Annotated in this window: 24 protein-coding genes; 12 read left to right on the top strand and 12 right to left on the bottom strand. The window is 72.7% G+C overall.

Annotation, left to right across the window (positions count from 1 at the left end):
• The 3 genes from EUA93_RS07925 to EUA93_RS07915 are packed head-to-tail and all read left to right on the top strand — an operon-like array spanning position 1 to position 1,404.
• Positions 1-456 (top strand): helix-turn-helix domain-containing protein, encoded by a 456-nt coding sequence (locus EUA93_RS07925; protein WP_242497283.1) that lies wholly within the window; start codon positions 1-3, stop codon positions 454-456.
• A gap of 10 nt (positions 457-466) precedes the next feature.
• On the top strand, positions 467-928 hold the full coding sequence (locus tag EUA93_RS07920) for a VOC family protein (protein ID WP_129399631.1): 462 nt from the start codon (positions 467-469) through the stop codon (positions 926-928).
• Positions 925-1,404, top strand: a complete 480-nt coding sequence (locus EUA93_RS07915) for a cupin domain-containing protein (protein ID WP_129399630.1) — start codon at positions 925-927, stop codon at positions 1,402-1,404. Before EUA93_RS07920 ends, EUA93_RS07915 begins: the two co-directional genes overlap by 4 nt.
• A 1-nt stretch (position 1,405) precedes the next feature.
• Here EUA93_RS07915 and EUA93_RS07910 read toward each other — a convergent pair whose 3' ends face one another.
• Both EUA93_RS07910 and EUA93_RS07905 read right to left on the bottom strand, forming a co-directional pair.
• On the bottom strand, positions 1,406-1,783 hold the full coding sequence (locus tag EUA93_RS07910; protein ID WP_129399629.1) for an MmcQ/YjbR family DNA-binding protein: 378 nt from the start codon (positions 1,781-1,783) through the stop codon (positions 1,406-1,408).
• Between the two features lie 119 nt (positions 1,784-1,902).
• A complete protein-coding gene (locus EUA93_RS07905; RefSeq protein WP_129399628.1) occupies positions 1,903-2,250 on the bottom strand; it encodes a winged helix-turn-helix transcriptional regulator in 348 nt (115 codons plus the stop codon).
• A 64-nt stretch (positions 2,251-2,314) separates the two neighbouring features.
• Between EUA93_RS07905 and EUA93_RS07900 the strand changes: the two genes are divergently transcribed.
• Positions 2,315-4,567 (top strand): LLM class flavin-dependent oxidoreductase, encoded by a 2,253-nt coding sequence (locus EUA93_RS07900; RefSeq protein ID WP_129399627.1) that lies wholly within the window; start codon positions 2,315-2,317, stop codon positions 4,565-4,567.
• Here the strand turns inward: EUA93_RS07900 and EUA93_RS07895 are convergent, their stop codons facing one another.
• The 3 genes from EUA93_RS07895 to EUA93_RS07885 all read right to left on the bottom strand — a co-directional run bounded on the left by EUA93_RS07895 (position 4,568) and on the right by EUA93_RS07885 (position 6,709).
• Positions 4,568-5,137, bottom strand: a complete 570-nt coding sequence (locus EUA93_RS07895; protein ID WP_165355089.1) for a dihydrofolate reductase family protein — start codon at positions 5,135-5,137, stop codon at positions 4,568-4,570.
• 129 nt (positions 5,138-5,266) lie between these two features.
• Entirely contained in the window at positions 5,267-6,280 is a 1,014-nt protein-coding gene (gene speB / locus EUA93_RS07890; RefSeq protein ID WP_129399625.1) for an agmatinase, read from the bottom strand.
• Between the two features lie 60 nt (positions 6,281-6,340).
• Complete coding sequence (locus EUA93_RS07885; RefSeq protein ID WP_129399624.1) at positions 6,341-6,709, bottom strand: DoxX family protein; 369 nt, start codon at positions 6,707-6,709, stop codon at positions 6,341-6,343.
• A 101-nt stretch (positions 6,710-6,810) separates the two neighbouring features.
• Between EUA93_RS07885 and EUA93_RS07880 the strand changes: the two genes are divergently transcribed.
• Positions 6,811-7,188 (top strand): winged helix-turn-helix transcriptional regulator, encoded by a 378-nt coding sequence (locus EUA93_RS07880; RefSeq protein ID WP_129399623.1) that lies wholly within the window; start codon positions 6,811-6,813, stop codon positions 7,186-7,188.
• A 12-nt stretch (positions 7,189-7,200) separates the two neighbouring features.
• Here EUA93_RS07880 and EUA93_RS07875 read toward each other — a convergent pair whose 3' ends face one another.
• Positions 7,201-7,725, bottom strand: a complete 525-nt coding sequence (locus EUA93_RS07875; RefSeq protein WP_129399622.1) for a VanZ family protein — start codon at positions 7,723-7,725, stop codon at positions 7,201-7,203.
• A 161-nt stretch (positions 7,726-7,886) separates the two neighbouring features.
• On the opposite strand from EUA93_RS07875, the gene EUA93_RS07870 reads away from it, so the two are divergent.
• Complete coding sequence (locus EUA93_RS07870) at positions 7,887-9,185, top strand: aspartate aminotransferase family protein (RefSeq protein ID WP_129399621.1); 1,299 nt, start codon at positions 7,887-7,889, stop codon at positions 9,183-9,185.
• 52 nt (positions 9,186-9,237) lie between these two features.
• Entirely contained in the window at positions 9,238-9,588 is a 351-nt protein-coding gene (locus EUA93_RS07865; RefSeq protein WP_129399620.1) for a TIGR03618 family F420-dependent PPOX class oxidoreductase, read from the top strand.
• Between the two features lie 126 nt (positions 9,589-9,714).
• Here EUA93_RS07865 and EUA93_RS07860 read toward each other — a convergent pair whose 3' ends face one another.
• Entirely contained in the window at positions 9,715-10,536 is an 822-nt protein-coding gene (locus tag EUA93_RS07860; protein WP_129399619.1) for an alpha/beta fold hydrolase, read from the bottom strand.
• A 101-nt stretch (positions 10,537-10,637) separates the two neighbouring features.
• Between EUA93_RS07860 and EUA93_RS07855 the strand changes: the two genes are divergently transcribed.
• A complete protein-coding gene (locus tag EUA93_RS07855) occupies positions 10,638-11,084 on the top strand; it encodes a MarR family winged helix-turn-helix transcriptional regulator (protein ID WP_129399618.1) in 447 nt (148 codons plus the stop codon).
• 10 nt (positions 11,085-11,094) lie between these two features.
• Here the strand turns inward: EUA93_RS07855 and EUA93_RS07850 are convergent, their stop codons facing one another.
• The gene (locus tag EUA93_RS07850; RefSeq protein WP_129399617.1) at positions 11,095-12,585 is read right to left on the bottom strand and encodes an MFS transporter; all 1,491 of its coding nucleotides are present in this window, start codon (positions 12,583-12,585) and stop codon (positions 11,095-11,097) included.
• The gene (locus EUA93_RS07845; protein ID WP_129399616.1) at positions 12,582-13,169 is read right to left on the bottom strand and encodes a TetR/AcrR family transcriptional regulator; all 588 of its coding nucleotides are present in this window, start codon (positions 13,167-13,169) and stop codon (positions 12,582-12,584) included. The genes EUA93_RS07850 and EUA93_RS07845 overlap by 4 nt, the downstream gene beginning before the upstream one ends.
• Positions 13,170-13,294: 125 nt before the next feature.
• Here EUA93_RS07845 and EUA93_RS07840 point away from each other — a divergent pair, with 125 nt between their 5' ends.
• Positions 13,295-13,732 (top strand): SRPBCC family protein, encoded by a 438-nt coding sequence (locus EUA93_RS07840; protein ID WP_129399615.1) that lies wholly within the window; start codon positions 13,295-13,297, stop codon positions 13,730-13,732.
• 56 nt (positions 13,733-13,788) lie between these two features.
• A complete protein-coding gene (locus tag EUA93_RS07835; RefSeq protein WP_129399614.1) occupies positions 13,789-14,064 on the top strand; it encodes a DUF7218 family protein in 276 nt (91 codons plus the stop codon).
• A gap of 19 nt (positions 14,065-14,083) precedes the next feature.
• Here the strand turns inward: EUA93_RS07835 and EUA93_RS07830 are convergent, their stop codons facing one another.
• A complete protein-coding gene (locus EUA93_RS07830; protein ID WP_129399613.1) occupies positions 14,084-14,926 on the bottom strand; it encodes a DICT sensory domain-containing protein in 843 nt (280 codons plus the stop codon).
• 107 nt (positions 14,927-15,033) lie between these two features.
• On the opposite strand from EUA93_RS07830, the gene EUA93_RS07825 reads away from it, so the two are divergent.
• Together EUA93_RS07825 and EUA93_RS07820 are read left to right on the top strand one after the other, a co-directional pair.
• On the top strand, positions 15,034-15,231 hold the full coding sequence (locus EUA93_RS07825; RefSeq protein WP_129399612.1) for a hypothetical protein: 198 nt from the start codon (positions 15,034-15,036) through the stop codon (positions 15,229-15,231).
• Positions 15,232-15,353: 122 nt separating this feature from the next.
• Positions 15,354-15,527, top strand: coding sequence for a CsbD family protein (locus EUA93_RS07820; protein WP_129399611.1), 174 nt, complete (start codon positions 15,354-15,356; stop codon positions 15,525-15,527).
• Here EUA93_RS07820 and EUA93_RS07815 read toward each other — a convergent pair whose 3' ends face one another.
• Both EUA93_RS07815 and EUA93_RS07810 read right to left on the bottom strand, forming a co-directional pair.
• On the bottom strand, positions 15,528-16,703 hold the full coding sequence (locus EUA93_RS07815) for a hypothetical protein (protein ID WP_129399610.1): 1,176 nt from the start codon (positions 16,701-16,703) through the stop codon (positions 15,528-15,530).
• Positions 16,700-17,440 (bottom strand): ABC transporter permease, encoded by a 741-nt coding sequence (locus EUA93_RS07810; protein ID WP_129399609.1) that lies wholly within the window; start codon positions 17,438-17,440, stop codon positions 16,700-16,702. Before EUA93_RS07810 ends, EUA93_RS07815 begins: the two co-directional genes overlap by 4 nt.
• Positions 17,441-17,480 lie beyond the last annotated feature (40 nt).

The raw sequence follows: 17,480 nt of genomic DNA, 5'->3' as shown, positions 1-17,480 counted from the left end.
GTGGAGCTCAGCGCGCGCGAGGACACCAACCGGCGGATGCTGCGCGCCCGCGACGAGATGGACCGGCGCTACGCCGAGCCCCTCGACGTGCCGACGCTGGCCGCGATCGCGCACCTGTCGGCCTCGCAGTTCGGGCGGGTGTTCAAGGAGGTCTACGGCGAGACCCCGCACCGCTACCTCCAGCGGCGCCGGGTCGAGCGCGCGATGACGCTGCTGCGGCAGACGGACCGGCCGATCACCGACGTCGCGTGGGACGTCGGCTTCGCCAGCCTCGGCACCTTCAGCCGCACGTTCAGCAACATCGTCGGCTGCTCACCCAGCGAGTTCCGCGCCCAGCACCCGCCGATCGCGGTGCCGTCGTGCTTCATCGCGGCCTGGACCCGGCCGCGGACCAGTGCGACCTCCCCGGCAGGGACAGTCGTTTCGGAGAAGCAGGAGGAGGTCGGCGCCGAATAGCGTCATCGTCATGACCGACAACCACATCTCCTCCCTCCACATCCGCTCCGTGCCCGTCCTCGACCAGGACGAGGCGCTCGACTTCTACACGACCCACCTCGGCTTCGAGGTGCGCGACGACATCGACATGGGCTTCATGCGCTGGCTCACCGTCGGCGTCCCCGGCCAGGACACCTCGATCCTCCTCGAGCTCGTCGGCGGCCCGCAGCACGACGAGGACACCGCCGCGCAGGTGCGCGAGCTCGTCACCAAGGGCGCGCTCGGCGGGCTGTTCCTGATCAGCACCGATGTGCACGCGACCTACGCCGCCCTGCGCGACGCCGGCGTCGAGATCACCCAGGAGCCGGTGACCCAGCCCTACGGCACCGACTTCGGCATCCGCGACCCCTTCGGCAACCAGATCCGCATCAACCAGTTCAACACCGCCTCCCCGGACGAGGTCCAGGAGGCCTACGAGGGGTCGACCGCGTGAGCTACCCGCCTCCGCTCTACGACGGTGAGTCCGGCGAGGTCTCCGCCCGCGTGGTGCGGGCGGGGATCGAGCCGGCGGTCGTCTACCCCAACGGCAACAAGGTCTTCCACCTCGCCCTCGGCAGCGGGACCCAGGGCACGTTCGGCCTCTATCGCTGGGAGTTCGCCGGGCCGCGGAGCGGGCCGGACCCCCACTTCCACCGCACGATCACCGAGTCGTTCTACGTCCTCGAGGGCATCGTCACGATCTTCGACGGCACGGACTGGGTGAAGTGCCACGCCGGGGACTTCGCCCACGTCCCGGCCGGCGGCATCCACGGCTTCCGCAACGAGGACGGCGCGGCCACGATGCTGCTGCACTTCGCTCCCGGTGCGCCGCGGGAGAAGTACTTCGAGGGCCTGTCCGCCGGCCTCGGCGACCTCGACGGCGACGCCTACGACCGGTTCATGGCCGAGCACGACAACCACTGGGTCTGACTCACGCGCCCGGGCGGGTGACCTGCTCGGCGAGGCTCGCCGGGGCCTGGATGCAGTAGGAGTCGGTGAGCATCTCGGCGAGCTCGTCCCAGTCGGTGTCGTCGTCGAGGACGATGCCGATCGCGTTGCCGCCCCAGCCGGAGCGGAAGTAGGGCGGACCCATGTGCTCGAAGGCCGCGACCTCGTCGGGCTCGCCGCGGAAGGTGATCCGGAAGACCTGGTCCTCTCCGCAGAAGACGTGGGCCACGGTCGCGCCGCCGACCCGCCACCGGGTGCCGGTCCACGCGCCCTCCTGCCGGCACCGGGGCAGCGCGCCGAGCACCGCGTCGATGCGCAGCACCCACTCCTCGGGGACGAGCGGTCGGTCGGCGAGGGCCACGGCACACACCCTGCCACCGGGCTCCGACACCCCGATACCTGAGGACGTCACGTACGGGGACGAGGCCGCTCGACGTACGCCACGTCCTCAGATGTCGAGCGGGGGTGAGGGTTCGGGGCTCAGTGGCCCCAGCGCAGCTGGTAGGCCATGAGCGGCTGCAGGGCGGCGAGCAGCTCGCTGCCGCGCTCGGTGAGCCGGTAGCGCACCTGGACCGGGGTCGTCGGGATCACCTCGCGCTCGACGATCCCGTGTGCCTCGAGCTCGCGGAGCCGGGCGGTGAGCAACCGTGCCGACAGGCCGTCGACAGCCGCCTCGACCTCGCCGAACCGTGAGGCGCCGCGGCCGAGGGCGAGCATGATCGCGCCGGTCCAGCGCCGACCGACGAACTCCAGCACCGGGGTCGCCTCGCGGCACGTGGCGTCGTCGATGAGTGCGGGTCGGGGCGGCGCGGACTCGGTCGTGGTCACTTACTCATCGTAACTCACTTACCCCGACTTGTCCGCTGCCGTGGGTGCGACGGATCCTTGACCCATGCCCGACTACGGCCACCCCCTGCGCTTCGGATCGTTCCTCACGCCCACCGCCGCCTCGCCCCAGCGACCGGTCGAGCTGACCGTGCTGAGCGAGGAGCTCGGCTACGACCTCGCCACCTTCCAGGACCACCCCTACCAGCCGTCGTTCCTCGACACCTGGACCCTGATGTCGTACGCCGCTGCGCGCACCGACCGCATCCACCTCTCGGGCAACGTGCTCAACCTCCCGCTCCGCCAGCCGGCCGTGCTGGCGAAGTCGGTCGCCAGCCTCGACCTGCTGACGGGCGGCCGGGTCGCGCTCGGCCTCGGCGCGGGCGGCTTCTGGGACGCGATCGAGGCCTACGGCGGCGGACGGCTGACCCCGGGCGAGTCGGTCGACGCGCTGGGCGAGGCGATCGAGGTCATCCGCGGCATCTGGGCCACCGACGACCGCTCGGTGCTCGCCGTTGCCGGCCGGCACCATCACGTGCGCGGCGCGAAGCGCGGCCCGGCCCCCGCCCACCAGGTGCCCATCTGGCTCGGCGCCCTCAAGCCGCGGATGCAGCGACTGATCGGCCGCTCCGCCGACGGCTGGCTGCCGTCACTGCCGTACCTCCAGGACGGCGACCTCCAGCGCGGCATGCAGGTCATCGACGAGGCCGCACGAGGCGCGGGCCGCGACCCCGCCGAGATCACCCGGCTGCTCAACGTCGGCGCCGACGCCGACGCGGACGACCTGGTCCGGTTCGCGACCGAGGACGGGGTCAGCACCTTCATCGTGATGGGCGACGACGAGGGCGGACTCCGCCACTTCGCCGGGCTCTTCACCGAGGTGCGCGAGCGGGTCGCCGCAGCCCGCGACGCCAGCGGCACCCGGGAGCGCTCGCACGTCCGCGGGCCGGCGGCCCTCGCCAGGCGCCACCCCGGGATCGCGTACGACGACCTGCCGGAGGCGCTGGCCGGGAAGGCCGTCGAGCCCGGCGACCGGGCGTACTCCCGCTACCGCTCCGGCTACCTGCGCGGCGGCGCACCCGGCCTGGTCCTCCGCGCCGGGAGCGTCGGGGACGTGCAGGCCGCGGTCGCCGTCGCACGGGAGCACCGCGAGGTGCCGCTCGGCATCCTCAGCGCCGGGCACGGCATCTCCGGGCGGTCGCTCAACCGTGGCGGCCTCGTGATCGACGTGAGCGCCTTGAACACCGTCGAGGTGCTCGATCCCCTGGCCGGCACGGTCCGGGTCGGGCCCGGCGCCACCTGGACCGAGGTGGCGCGCGCCCTCGCTCCGCACGGCCTCGCGATCAGCAGCGGCGACTACGGCGGCGTCGGGGTCGGCGGGCTGGCCACCGCCGGCGGCGTCGGGTGGTTCGCCCGGAAGCACGGGCTGACGATCGACCACCTCACCGCGGTGGAGGTGGTGCTCGCCGACGGCCGGGTGGTGCGCGCGAGCGCGGACGAGGAGCCCGACCTCTTCTGGGGGATGCGCGGCGCCGGACCCAACTTCGGGATCGCCACCTCCTTCGAGCTGACGGCCGCGAAGGTCGGGGCGATCGCCTTCGCGCAGCTGGCGTTCGACGCGAGCGACACCGCCGCGTTCCTCGAGGCCTGGGGTGCCGCGATCGAGGCAGCCGACCGCTCCGTCACGGGCCAGGTGATCCTCGGCCAGCGACAGGGCGGCCAGCGCATCGCCCAGGCCATGCTGGTCGTCGACTCCGACGACCCGGAGACGGTCGTCGAGCGGCTGCAGCCGATCGCCGAGGTCGCCCCGCTCGTCCAGCAGAACGTCGCGCTGGCGACGTACGACCAGGTGATGGGCCTGTTCAGCAGTGACGGCCCGCAGCGCGGCCAAGGTGAGCCGCACACCCACTCGGGCCTCGCCGACCACCTCACGCCCGAGCTGTCGGCGGAGGTCGCGGCGCTGCTCGACGCCGGGACGTCGTACTTCTTCTCGATCCGGGCGGTCGGCGGCGCCGTCAGCGACGTGCCGAGCGCGGCGACGGCGTACGCCGGTCGCAGCGCGAGCTTCTCGCTCTCCGGCTTCGGCGCGAGCGACCGGTTCGACGAGGCGTGGGAGCGGATGGTGCCGCACCTGTCGGGCAGCTACCTCAGCTTCGAGACCGGGATCGGCCCGCAGTGGGTGGAGCGCGCGTTCCCGCCCGCCCACCTCGCCCGGCTCCGCGAGCTCAAGCGGCGCTTCGACCCGACCGGGCTCTTCCGCGACAACTTCTTCATCGAGCCGGGTGCGGTCGAGACGACGGCCGCGGGACCTGCCGCGTGATCAGCGAAGCACGCGGTACGACGTCGCGACGTGACCCGTGGCCTGCGCCGTCGATCCCTCGAGCGCGAGCCGCTGCCGGCCCAGGGACGACGGGACGAACGACCGGCCCGCGCCGATCACGACCGGCACGGTGCGCAGCCGGAGCACGTCGACCTCGCCCGCGGCGAAGAGCGCGTCGGTGAGGTCGAGGCTGCCCCAGACCACGACGGAGTCGTAGCGCTCGCGGAGCGCGGAGACGGCGGCGAGGGCGCCGTCGCCGTGCACCTCGGCGGCAGCGTGGTCGCCCCACGGTGCGGAGTCCAGGGTGGCACTGACGACGTGCCGGGGAGCGGCGTTGATCCACTCCGCGACCGCGTCGCCGTCGGCGGCCGGGGTCGGCCAGTAGCTGCTGAACATCTCGTAGGTGCGGCGCCCGAGCAGGATCGCGTCGACGCCCTGCAACCACTCGAGCTGGCCCTGGTCGGTGCGGTCCCCGGTCTGGTCGAACGCGTCGAAGAAGGAGAGTCCCCCGTCGGGCTCCGATGCGTACCCGTCCGCGGTGACGATCTGGTCGACGGTGGTGATGCCCATGGTGCGCTCCTCGTGACGGGCGGTCCGGACGACCGCTTCAACCGGGAGACGGAGCGAGCGGCCGGTCCTCGACATGCTGCCCCGACAGAGGTGCTCCACGCACCTGCTGCACGAGGGCTCGCGTGACGATCACCCGCGGTCCAGGAGAGGCCGGGACGGGTCCCACGTCGTGCCGTCGCGCTCGTCCTGGCGCTTGCGGGCGATCGCGGACAGCGCCTCGAGCACGACCCGGTTGGCCAGGGCAGCCGTGATGTCCGCGTGGTCGTAGGGCGGGCTGACCTCGACCACGTCGACGCCGACGACCGGCAGCTCGAGGCAGATCCGGCGGACCGAGTCGAGCAGCTCGCGGGCCGACAGGCCGCCGGGCTCCGGCGTACCGGTGCCGGGCGCATGGCCGGGGTCGCAGACGTCGATGTCGACGGAGAGGAAGACGCCCTCGCACTCGTCGGTCGCGATGCCGAAGGCCTCGGTGAGGCACTCCTGCAGGCCGCGGTGGACGATCTCGGTCATCTCGTAGGACCGCATCCTCTCCGCGGCCATCCAGTCCAGCGTCTCGGGCCCGGGCCAGTAGCCCCGCAGCCCGACCTGGAGGAAGCGGTCGCCGCGCAGTGCGCCCGACTCGATCAGCCGGCGCATCGGCTGGCCGTGGCCCCACAGCGAGCCGAACTCGATGTCGCCGGTGTCGGCGTGCGCGTCGAAGTGGATCATCGAGACCCGCCCGTGGCCCAGGACGTTGGCGACCCCCTTCGCGTCGGGGTACGCGATGGAGTGGTCGCCGCCGAGCACGACCGGGATCGCACCCGAGCGGGTCACCGTCTCCACCGCCGCCTCGAGCCGGCCGAGCGTGGTCTCGATGTCGCCGGGGGGAAGCTCGACGTCGCCCGCGTCGTAGACCACCAGATCCCGGAGCCCGTCGGTGCGCAGCGCGAGCGAGGGCCGTGAGCCGTCGTGCGGGAGGTAGTCGGTCATCCGGATCGCCTGAGGTCCGAAGCGCGTCCCCGGCCGGTGCGACGTACCACCGTCGAAGGGGGCGCCGAGGATGACGACGTCCGCATCGTCGTACGTCGACGTGTCGTCGAGGTCGCAGGCGGGGACGCCGAGGAAGGTGATGTCCGGTCCGAACTGTGCGCCGTAGCGAGCCATGGCCCGACTCTAGGGATCTCCGCCGGCGGCGGACAGGCTCCCGATCGTCGACCCCGACCGCTAGGCGGTCGCGAGGGCGAGCCAGACAGCCGCAGCACCGGCGACGACGAGCACCGCGTTGAGCCACAGGTCCTTCGTCTCGCCGCGCGAGGCGTGGAAGCCGAGCGCCAGCACCTGCAGCACGGTGAGGCCGATCGCCGCCGCCACGGCCAGGCCGGGCGCGACGCCGGTCAGACGCGGCAGCACGAGCCCGAGTGCGCCCGCGACCTCGAGCACGCCGATCGCGCGGACGCCGGCCATCGGGATCGTGGTCCCGGCCCAGGCCATCATCGGCGCGAGCTGCTCCTGGCTCTGCACCACCTTGGTACCACCGGCGTAGAGGTAGAAGACCGCGAGCAGTCCAGCGAGGATCCAGTAGGCGATGTCCATGTGGGCTCCAATCGTTACGATCAGTAAGGAACCCCATCGTGGAGTACTTTCGGGGTCCCTGCAAAAGGCACACGGGTGTGCCTGACCGACCTGGAGGACACGTGTCGAGCTACGAGCGGACCTGCCTCATCCGCGGCGACGGCGGTCGGGCGATCCGCGGGATCCTCGACCGGATCGGCGACAAGTGGACCCTCCTGGTCGTGGCGACGCTCGACGGTGAGCGGATGCGCTTCACCGAGCTCCAGCAACGGATCCCCGGCATCTCGCAGCGGATGCTCACACGCACCGTGCGCCAGCTCGAGCGCGACGGTCTCGTCGAGCGGCAGGTGTTCGCGGAGGTCCCACCTCGGGTCGAGTACGCCCTCACCGACACCGGCCGCACCCTCATCAAGCCCGCCGTCGCGCTCGCCGAGTGGGCCATCGAGCAGAATCCGGCGATCGAGCGGAGCCAGGACGACTACGACGCCAGGCAGGGCTGAGCGCCGTCACGGTCAGCGCGCCAGCGGCTCCCGCACGTGCGGGTCGGACGCCGGCCGGGAGCCGGCAGCACGTCGGCTGACCGCCAGTGCGACAGCGGCGAGCACTCCGCCCAGCACGGAGCCGATCGTGTTCGACAGCCAGTCGTTGGTCGAGCACGAGCGGCCGAGCGCGGTCACGAACGCCTGGAGGGCCTCGATCCCGAAGGACGCCGTGCTCCCGACGAGCACGGCGAGCACCGGCCGCCGGAGGGCCACGGCCAGGAACAGCACCGGCGCCACGAACAGCACGACGTTCGCGACCAGCTCGACCCGGCCGAGCGTCGGCACCGACCACTCTTGGGCGCACCCCACCGGGAGGTCGCGGTCGGTGGGCCAGAGCGTCAGCACGGCGATCGGCAGCGCAGCCACTGCGGCGAGGACGTACGCCGCCCGCGGGCGGGTGGCGAGCCAGGCGGCGAGGGGCGTGCCGAGGACCACCAGCGCCACGAGGGCGACGGTCGTGAGCCAGGTGTGCGCGATGAGGAACGTCGTGATCACGGGACGACCCTAGGGATCCCGGGGGCCCGCTTCCTCCACCCGAGGTACCACCCCTCGGTCCCACGGTGCCGGCCCGACGTCCACGGCCGGCCGGGTCCCCTCGCGCCGACGCCGTTCCCTTGGCAGGGTGTGCCCACCACACCACCGGCGCGGAGGACCCCATGGCAGACGACACCTTCTGGCAGGACGCGGAGCGTCACCTGATCCGCTACGGCGGCGGCTTCACCCCGCGGGTGATCGCGCGGGCGGCCGGCTCCTGGGTGTACGACGAGCAGGACCGCGCGATCCTCGACTTCACCTCCGGCCAGATGAGCGCCGTGCTCGGCCACTCCCACCCCGAGGTCGTGCGGACCGTCAGCGAGTCGGTCGCCACCCTCGACCACCTCTACTCCGGCATGCTGAGCCGTCCGGTCGTCGAGCTCGCGAAGCGCCTGGCCGAGAGCCTGCCCGGCGACCTCGAGCGGATGCACCTGCTCACCACCGGCGGTGAGGCGAACGAGGCCGCGATCAAGATGGCCAAGCTCGCCACCGGCCGCTACGAGGTCGTCGCGCTCGACCGGTCGTGGCACGGCATGACCACCGGTGCGGCCGGCGCGACCTTCTCCGCCGGTCGTCACGGCTACGGCCCGCCGCCGGTCGGCAACCTCACGCTGCCCGCGCCCGACGCCTACCGCTCGCCCTTCCGCCACCCCGACGGCAGCCACGACTGGCAGACCGAGCTCGACTACGGCTTCGCCACCCTCGACCGCCAGTCGTCGGGCAGCCTCGCGGCGTGCCTCGTCGAGCCGATCCTGTCCTCCGGCGGCATCCTCGAGCTGCCGCTGGGCTACCTCGCCGCGCTGCACGAGAAGTGCCGCGAGCGCGGGATGCTCCTCGTGGTCGACGAGGCGCAGACCGGCCTGGGCCGCACCGGGACGATGTACGCCGTCGAGCGCGACGGGGTCGTGCCCGACATCATCACGCTGTCCAAGACCCTCGGCGCCGGCCTGCCCGTCGCGGTGGTCGTGACGACCGCCGAGATCGAGGAGCGCTGCCACGAGCGCGGCCACCTGTTCTTCACCACCCACTCCTCCGACCCGCTCGCGGCGGCGGTCGCCCTGACGGTCCTCGACGTCGTCGAGCGCGACGACCTCACGCAGCGCGCCCACGACCTCGGGAAGGTGCTGGCCGACCGGCTGCAGGACCTCCGGGACCGCTACGAGTGCGTGGGCGACGTACGCGGTCGGGGTCTGCTGCAGGGCGTCGAGCTCGTGACGGACAAGGAGAGCCGTACGCCCGCCGACGCGCTCGGCCGCGCCGTCACCACCGCCGCCCTCGAGCTCGGGCTGCACATCAACATCGTGCAGCTGCCCGGGCTCGGCGGCGTGATCCGGATGGCGCCTCCCCTCACCATCTCCGACGACGACCTGGACCTCGGCATCGACCGGCTCGAGGCCGCGATCGTCGGCGCGATCGCCTGATCGCACCCACCGGGGGGAGGCAGCCCTCCTGCCCGCGGGTGACCATGGGCGGATGAGCACCGCCCCCGCCGTCCTGCTCGATGACGCCCTGCTCGAGCTCCTGCGCTCGGCTGCCACCTGCTACGTCGCCACGACCATGCCGGACGGTTCGCCCCAGCTGACGCAGACCTGGGTCGACGTCGACGCCTCGGGAGCCCACGTGCTCGTCAACACGGTCGCCACCCACCAGAAGACCCGCAACATCGCGCGGGACCCTCGCGTCGCGGTGGCCGTGTCGGATCCCGCGAACCCCAGTCGCTACCACGAGATCAGGGGCCTCGTGGTGAGCACCACGACCGAGGGCGCGGTGGACCACATCGAGGCGCTGTCGCAGCGCTACACCGGTCAGCCCTATCCCTGGTAGGGCGGCCGTGACCAGCAGCGGGTGATCGTGCAGATCGTGCCCACCCGCATCAACACGATGGGGTAGCACCCGGACGAGCGACGCGCGCGTGGCCCCGCGCACCGGGCGGGGCCACGACGTCGCGAATCAGCGCGCGAGGAACTCCAGCAGCGCGCTGTTGAACTCGTCGCGGTGGCTGACGTTGAAGCCGTGCGGCGCAGCCGGTACGACGACGAGGGTGCTGTCGGCGATCGCCTCGGCCGAGCGCTTGCCCGAGACCTCGAAGGGCACGATGGCGTCGGAGTCGCCGTGGATGACGAGGGTCGGTACGTCGACCTTCGCGAGGTCGTCGCGGAAGTCCGTGCGGCCGAAGGCGCCGATGCAGCCGACGACCGCCTCGTCGCGTGCGGGCTTCTCCAGGGCCAGCGCCTCCTGGCGCTGCTCCTCCGTGACCACGAGCTCGCCGTCGACGCTGAAGAAGTTCGTCGTGAAGCCGTCGAGGAAGTTCTCCCGGTCGGTCCGGGCGCCCTCCTCCATGCCGGCGACGTCCTCCTCGCCGAGGCCACCGTCCGGGTTGTCGTCGGTCTTGAGCAGGTAGGGCGGGACGGCGCCGGCGAGCACGGCGGACCGGATCCGGCCGGAGCCGTAGGTGCCGAGGTAGCGGGCGACCTCACCGCCGCCCATCGAGAACCCGACGATCGTCGCGTCGGTGACGTCGAGGCCGTCGAGCAGCCCGGCGAGGTCGGCGGCGAAGGTGTCGTAGTCATAGCCGTCGGCCGGCTTGTCGGAGTCGCCGAAGCCGCGCCGGTCGTAGGTGATGACGCGGTAGCCGGCGTCGGTCAGGGCCGACACCTGGCCGGACCAGGAGGCGCCGCTGAGCGGCCAGCCGTGGATGAGGACGACCGGGCGACCGGTGCCGCCGCTGTCGGTGTAGCTGAGGGTGATGTCGTTCGCGGAGATGGTGGACATGCGAGGCTCCTCGGGTCGGCGTACAGTTGTCTTGTACACGACACAACGTTGCACGGGCCACCGCGGGAATCAAGGTGGTGTCACCCTGAGGGAGGGCAGGAATGACCGATCACGACGTCCTCGACGAGCTGGTGTGCTTCGACCTCTACGCCGCCTCGCGTGCCATGACTCAGCGCTACCGACCGCTGCTCGAGGCGCACGGGCTCACCTATCCGCAGTACCTCGTCGTGGTGCTGCTGGGCGGCACCGGCCCGAGCTCGATCAAGTCGCTCGCCGGCACGCTGCGCCTCGACCACGCCACCCTCACCCCGCTGCTGCGCCGGATGGAGGACGCCGGCCTCGTGGGTCGTCGGCGCGACCCCGACGACGGCCGGTCGTCGCTCATCGAGCTGACCGACCTCGGCCGCGAGGCCTGGGCCGGCGCCGAGGCCGTGCAGTGCCGGATCGTCGAGGACCTCGACATGTCGCCCGACGACGTGCGCGCCCTCCAGGTCACGCTGCGCGCGATCACCGCGTCGATGGACCGGGCCGTCGCCAGCGAGGCCTGACCCGGCGCGCTCAGTGGTGCACGTCGTCCAGGGAGAGGTCGGCCGGCACGAGCCGCCACACGGCGTACGCCGCCAGCGCGGTGAGGAGCGCGCCCACCGCTCCGACCGAGGCGAAGGCCGTCACGAACGCGTCGGCCGCGTCGGCGAACCACGGTCCGCCGACCGCGCCGGCCACCGACTCGCGCACCGCGCCGTCGGCCCCGGAGGGCAGGCCGGCCCGGTAGACCGCGCCGACGAGGCTGCCGAGGAAGGTGATGCCCAGGACGGCGCCGAGCTCGTAGGTGATCTCCTCGACGGCCGCGGCCGAGCCGGCCTGGTCGTCGGACGCCACGCCCATGATCAGCGCGGAGCCCAGGCCCAGGGCCGAGGTGCCAAGGCCGACGACGGCGAACGCCACGGCGACGAAGGGGTACGTCGCCGGCAGCAGCGCGAGCAGCCCGAGCCCGGCGGACAGGACGAGCAGCCCGCCCGCGAGCACGATCCGCGGACTGGAGCGCTCGGCGAGCGCCGGGGCGAACGGGGAGGCGATGATCGCGCCGACCGCGAGCGGCAGGAGCGCGAGGCCGGCCTGCAGCGGCGTACGCCCGTCGACGAGCTGCAGCCACTGGCTGCCGACGAAGAGCACCGACGCCATCGCCACGCTGCTGGCGAGGGCCGCGACGACACCGGCACGCAGCACCGGGTTGGCGAACAGGCGCACGTCGAGCATCGGCCGGTCGGACGCGAGGGCGGCGCGGACGAAGGCGGTGAGCATGGCGACGCCGAGGACGAGCAGCGCCAGCGTGGCGAGCGACGGCCCGTGCTTGCCGAGCTGCTTGACGGCGTAGACGAACGCGGTCATGCCGCCCGCGGACAGGAGCACGCCGACGGCGTCGATCCGGCCCGGGCGCGGTGACCGGTTCTCGCGCAGCAGCCACACGCCGGCCACGATCGCGACGGCCATCAGGGGCACGTTGACCAGGAACGCCGAGTGCCAGCTGAAGTGCTCGAGCAGCGCACCACCGACGACCGGGCCCACGGCGCCACCGAGCGCGGCGGATGCACCCCAGATGCTGAGGGCGAGCGTGCGCTCGCGGGCGTCGGCGAAGACCGAGCGGATCAGCGAGAGCGTCGACGGCATCACCATCGCGCCGCCGATGCCGAGCAGCGCGCGGATCGCGATGACGGCGGCCGCGCTGTCGGCCCACAGGATCGCGACCGAGCCGACGGCGAAGGCGGCGTAGCCCGTGACCAGCATCCGCTTGCGGCCCCACCGGTCGCCGAGCGCGGTGACCGGGATGAGGAGCCCGGCGAGCGCGAGGGCGTACGCGTCGACGACCCACAGCTGCGACACCGAGGTGAGCTCCAGCTCGGCGGACATCTCGGGCAGGGCGACGTTGAGGATGGTCATGTCCATCACGACCACCAGCAGGCTGGCGGCGAGGACGGCGAGCGCCCACCAGCGACGGGGGTCGGAGGCGGTCTTCGCGGTGTCGGAGGTGTTCGGGATCAGGTCGGTCATGGCGTGCTTCTGTTCCGGGTCGTTGCGGGCTGGACGATCCCTGCGAGCAGGGAGGAGAGGACGAGGTGGCCGACGTCGCGCCGGGCGACGTCGCCGATGCGGACGGCCTCGCGCGCGGAGACGAGGAGGCCGTAGATCGCATGGCCGAACCACCGCGGCGGCAGGTCCGGACGGAGCACGCCGACGCGCTGGGCCGCGGCGAACAGCACGGCCTCGCGGTCGGCGAGCACTCGGGTGCGCTCCTCGAGGTCGGCGTTGGCGAGGATCACGTGGTCGGTCAGTGCGAAGCCGAAACCGTCGGAGTCGTCGACGTAGCCGAGGACGAGGGTCTCGAGCGCGGCCCGGATCGCCGGGGCGTCGCCGGACGCCGCGAGCGCCTCGGCGTCGACCTCGTCGAGCCGGCCGGCCCACTGGTCGAGCGACCGGGTGCCGAGCTCGACGAGCAGCGCCTCGCGCGAGTCGAAGTGCCGGTGCAGGGTCGCGCGGCTGATGCCGGCGGCTTCGGCGACCGCGGACATCGAGGCGGAGGGGTCGGCGTTGAACGCACCCTGGGCGGCGCCCAGGATCTCGTTGCGGTCTGCCATGGCACGTCCTCGCGCTCGGACTCTTGATGAGACACTACTGTCTCACATGAGACAACGATGTCTCAACTCCAATTCCGGCCTCTCGGGGTGATCCGTCCCACCCGCCCGCTGGCTACGGTCGGGGCATGCCGTCCATCACGCGTGCGTTCGCCACCACCGCCAGCCCCGAGGCGGCGTTCGACTACCTCGCCGACTTCCGCAACGCCGAGGGCTGGGACCCGGGCACGAAGACCTGCCAGCGGACCGGCGGCGACGGCGGGGTCGGGACGACGTACCGCAACGTCTCCGGCTTCCTGGGCCGCGAGGTCGAGTTGACCTACACCACGGCCGAGCTGGTGCCCGGGCGACTGGTCCTGCTGACCGGCAGCAACGACTCCTTCGACGGGCACGACCGCTTCGAGATCGAGCGGTCCGGCGACGCCACCCGGATCACCTACAACGCCGAGATGCACTTCTCCGGCGCCTCGAGGCTCGCCTCGCACCTGGTCGCGGCCTACCTCCCGATCCTGGCGAAGAAGACCGTCGACCAGCTGCGCGACTGCCTCGACCGGCTGTCTGCCTGAGCCTGCTCCCCCGGCAGGGTGAGCCGGGGCCGGGTGCCCGCTGGCACGGTGGCGTCATGGCCGAGAAGAAGAAGGATGCGCGCCCGTCCGTCAAGGACGACGAGGTCTACGAGGCCCTGCGCGACGAGGGTGCCAGCAAGGAGAAGGCCGCCCGCATCGCGAACGCGGCAGCCAACGAGGGACGCTCGAAGGTCGGCGAGCGCGGTGGCGAGGCCACCGACTACGAGGACCGCACCGTCGCGGAGCTGCGCGAGCGTGCGGCCGAGCTCGACATCGAGGGCCGCTCGTCGATGACGAAGGACGAGCTGGTCGAGGCCCTGCGCCACCACTGATCGACGGTCGTGCTCGGGATCAGGCGCCCGGGTCGAGTCGCGCCAGCGCTCGCACCCACATCCGGTCCGGGTCGGCCCCGCCCGGGGGAGCCGTCCGGCCGGGCTCGCCGAGCAGGCGGTCGACGGCCGCCGGGGGCCGTGCCCCCGCCGAGCCCGCCGCCGCGGCGAGCACCCGCGCCGCGGCCAGCGCGACCGGTCGCTGGCTGCTGATCACCGACTCGTAGACGGCCTCGCTCCCCGGCGCGACCGGCACCTCCCACGCCGAGACGACCGCGGCGAGACCGGCGCTCACGGACACGACGGTCCACTCACGACGCAACGGGGACCCTGCGGGCAGCTGGCACCGCGCAGGCGTCGCCGACGGGTCGGCCGGCAGGTCGTCGTCGAAGTCCGCGACGACCGCTGCCCACGACGCCGTGCGTCCCAGCTCGTCCCACCGGTGACGCGAGCCCGCGTAGCGGTGCCCCTCCTGGAACGCGCCGAGCACCACCGGCCGGTCGGCGCGGGCGAGGGACTCGTCCTCCAACGCCTGCGAGACCGCCACCAGTGCGCGCCGACCGAGGCGCTGCACGCCGAGGTGCGGGAAGTCGCGCACCAGCACCGCGTGCACCGACTCGGGTGCGTCCTCGTGTCGTCGGCGTACCGCGTCGATCGCGGCCTGCAGGGAGACGCCGGTCGAGCGCGCCTCGGCGACCTCGCGCACCTGCTCGACGTCGAGGTCGCTGAACCTGCGGTGGCCCGCCGTCGAGCGCGTGCCCTCCGGGAACCCGAAGCGGCGGTCCCAGGTGCGCAGCACGGTCGGGGTGAGGCCCGTGCGGGCGGCGAGCGTCCCGATGCTGAACCCGTGCTCGTGCTCCGGCATCGCGCTCCCCGTCGACCTGGTCGTGGACACTGCTTGTGCAATGTGCAGAACTAACCTATACAGGTTTGTAGAGGTTTTCGCCTCTCCACCACAAGGAAGTGAACCCCATGGGCACTGTGATCCTGATCGGTACGGCGGCGATCGTCGTCGCCGTCGTCGGTTGCTTCTTCATCTGGCGCATCGATGCGTCGCGAGCCGAAGAGGTCGAGCACGTCACCCCGGTGCCGCAGCCCGCTCCCCCGCCGGGCCTGCAGACCGGGACGACGGACCCGGGGCCGACACCTCCGCGGACCCTCGGGTCCTGACACCGAGCCACCGCACCCGTCCGGACATCCCCCACCCGGACGGGTGCGGTTCGGTGCCCACCTGCGTGGCACGTTGGAAGGTGACCACTCAGGTCGGCACACACTCCACAGGAGGAACCACCATGGGACTCGACGACAAGATCGGCAACAAGGCCGAGGAGCTCAAGGGCAAGACCAAGGAAGCCACGGGCAAGGCGACCGACGACGAGGAGCTCCAGGCCGAGGGCAAGAGCGACCAGGCCGGCGCCAACCTCAAGCAGGCCGGCGAGAAGATCAAGGACGTCTTCAAGGGCTGATCACCCCTGGGGCTCACCCGCCCACACGTGCCCGCCGTCCCCGGCATCGCCGATGACGAGCAGGCTCCCGCCGCCGGCTGCCACCAACGTGTGGTCGCCGGCGGTCTGTGGTTCGAGGGGCACCTCGACGCGGCTCCAGTCGCGACCGTCGGCGGTCTGCCACATCTCGTAGCGCTGGCCGGTGCTGACGGTGGCGAGCATCCCGGCCGGCGTCGGCGCGAGCGAGGCGACGTACGGCGCTCCGGTCCAGGAGTCGGCCACCTCGCCGAACCTCACCGGCTCGCTCCAGCCGTCGTCGTCGCGCAGCCACGCCGCGAAGCGCCCCTCGCTCAGGCCGACCGCCAGCAGGTCGCCGTCGTCGAGCTGCGCGACCCGGTGCACGTCCTGCGCCCCGTCGTCGTCAGGCATCTCCTCCGGGCTCCAGGACAGCCCGTCGGGCGAGGACCAGGCGAGCGGCGCCTGCTCGAGGTGCCGGCCGGTCCGCGCGCCGCCGCCGACCACGACCCACTCGTCACCGGCCCAGCCGCCCGCCTGGGCGAGCGACTCGAGGTCGCCGTCGTCGGTGAGGCCGGGCTCGGCCTCGACGCGGGTGAACCCGCGCGGGTCGTCGGTGACCCAGACGCCGGGTCCCGACGTGCGGTTGCCCACGATCAGCCAGCCTTCCGGGCCGCCGGAGACCGGGCCGACGTTGGTTGCGCTGACGCCGCCGTACTGCACGAACGTGGTGGGTACGTCGACCAGCCTCCCGACGTCGGCCGCAGAGTCGTCGAGCCAGAAGGTCGTCACGCGGGGGTTGCCGTGCGCGCCTCCCGAGCGGGCCCCCACGATCGCGACGCGGTCGCGCGAGCAGGCGACCGAGTTGAGGATCGCGCGGCGGCCCCAGTAGGTGCGGGCGTCCACCGGCACCGACGTCCAGGTCTCGCGGTCGGGGGAGAACCACGCCGCGGGACGGGTGTCCCGGGTCTCGGTGGGCTCGTCGAGGAACACCGCACCGACCACCCACCAGCCGTCGCCGCACTCGACGGCGTCGCGGAGCACGTTGCGTCCCGGCGCCCCGGACGGTGCGGGCAGCTGCTTCTCGACCCACTGCACGGTGACCTCCTCCGGCGGTGCGGCGTCGGGGGTGCAGCCGGCCAGCAGCAGCGCGGCCGCCGCTGCGAGCGCGAGGTTCCTCATCCGACGACCTCCGTCACGACGTACGCCGACCGCCCGGCGAGGCGGGTCACCACGACCGCCGTGGTGAGCATCGTCAGCGCGATGCCGGCGAGCACGACGAGCTGGAACTGCGCGGCGACGACCGGCGACGCGCCGCCGAAGAGGGCACCGACGAAGGCTCCGGGGAGGGTGACGAGACCGGTCGACCGCGTCTGGTCGAGGTTCGGCAGGAGGGCCTCGCGGGCGGCGTCGCGGCCGATGTCGTCGTAGGCCTGCTGCGGGGTCGCCCCCAGGGACAACCAGGCCTCGACCTCGTCCCTGCGGGCGCGGGCGGCGCGCAGGAAGTTGCGCCCGGACAGGGTGGAGGCCGACATCGCGTTGCCGATGATGATGCCCGCGACCGCGACGACGTAACGCGCCTCGAGGTCGACGAGGCGCAGCGCGAAGACGAGCACGAGCGTGACGGCAGCGCCCGCGAGCACCCCCGTCAGGGCGATGACGTGGCCCCGTGGCAGCTCGACGAGACGGGAGCCGGCGGTCCACGACGCGGTGCTGAGCATCAGGACGACGAAGAGGACCACCGTCCACGGCACCGCCAGGACGCCCCGCAGGATCGTCGCGACGACGGCGAGCTGGACGACCGCCCGCAGCAGCGCGGTGAGCGGCAGCCAGCCGAGCGGGATCCGCGCCGCGCGGGAGAGGGCGTACGTGAGGAGCGCGAGGACGAGCAGCCCCGCTCCCCACCGCACGTAGTCCACGCCCTGATCCAACCCGACGACGGCGGCTGGGGACAGGGCC

The sequence above is a fragment of the Nocardioides oleivorans genome (genome assembly GCF_004137255.1).
GTDB lineage: Bacteria > Actinomycetota > Actinomycetes > Propionibacteriales > Nocardioidaceae > Nocardioides > Nocardioides oleivorans.
The sequence above is the reverse complement of the archived record's forward strand: the minus strand, read 5'-3'. Positions and strand labels throughout refer to the sequence as shown.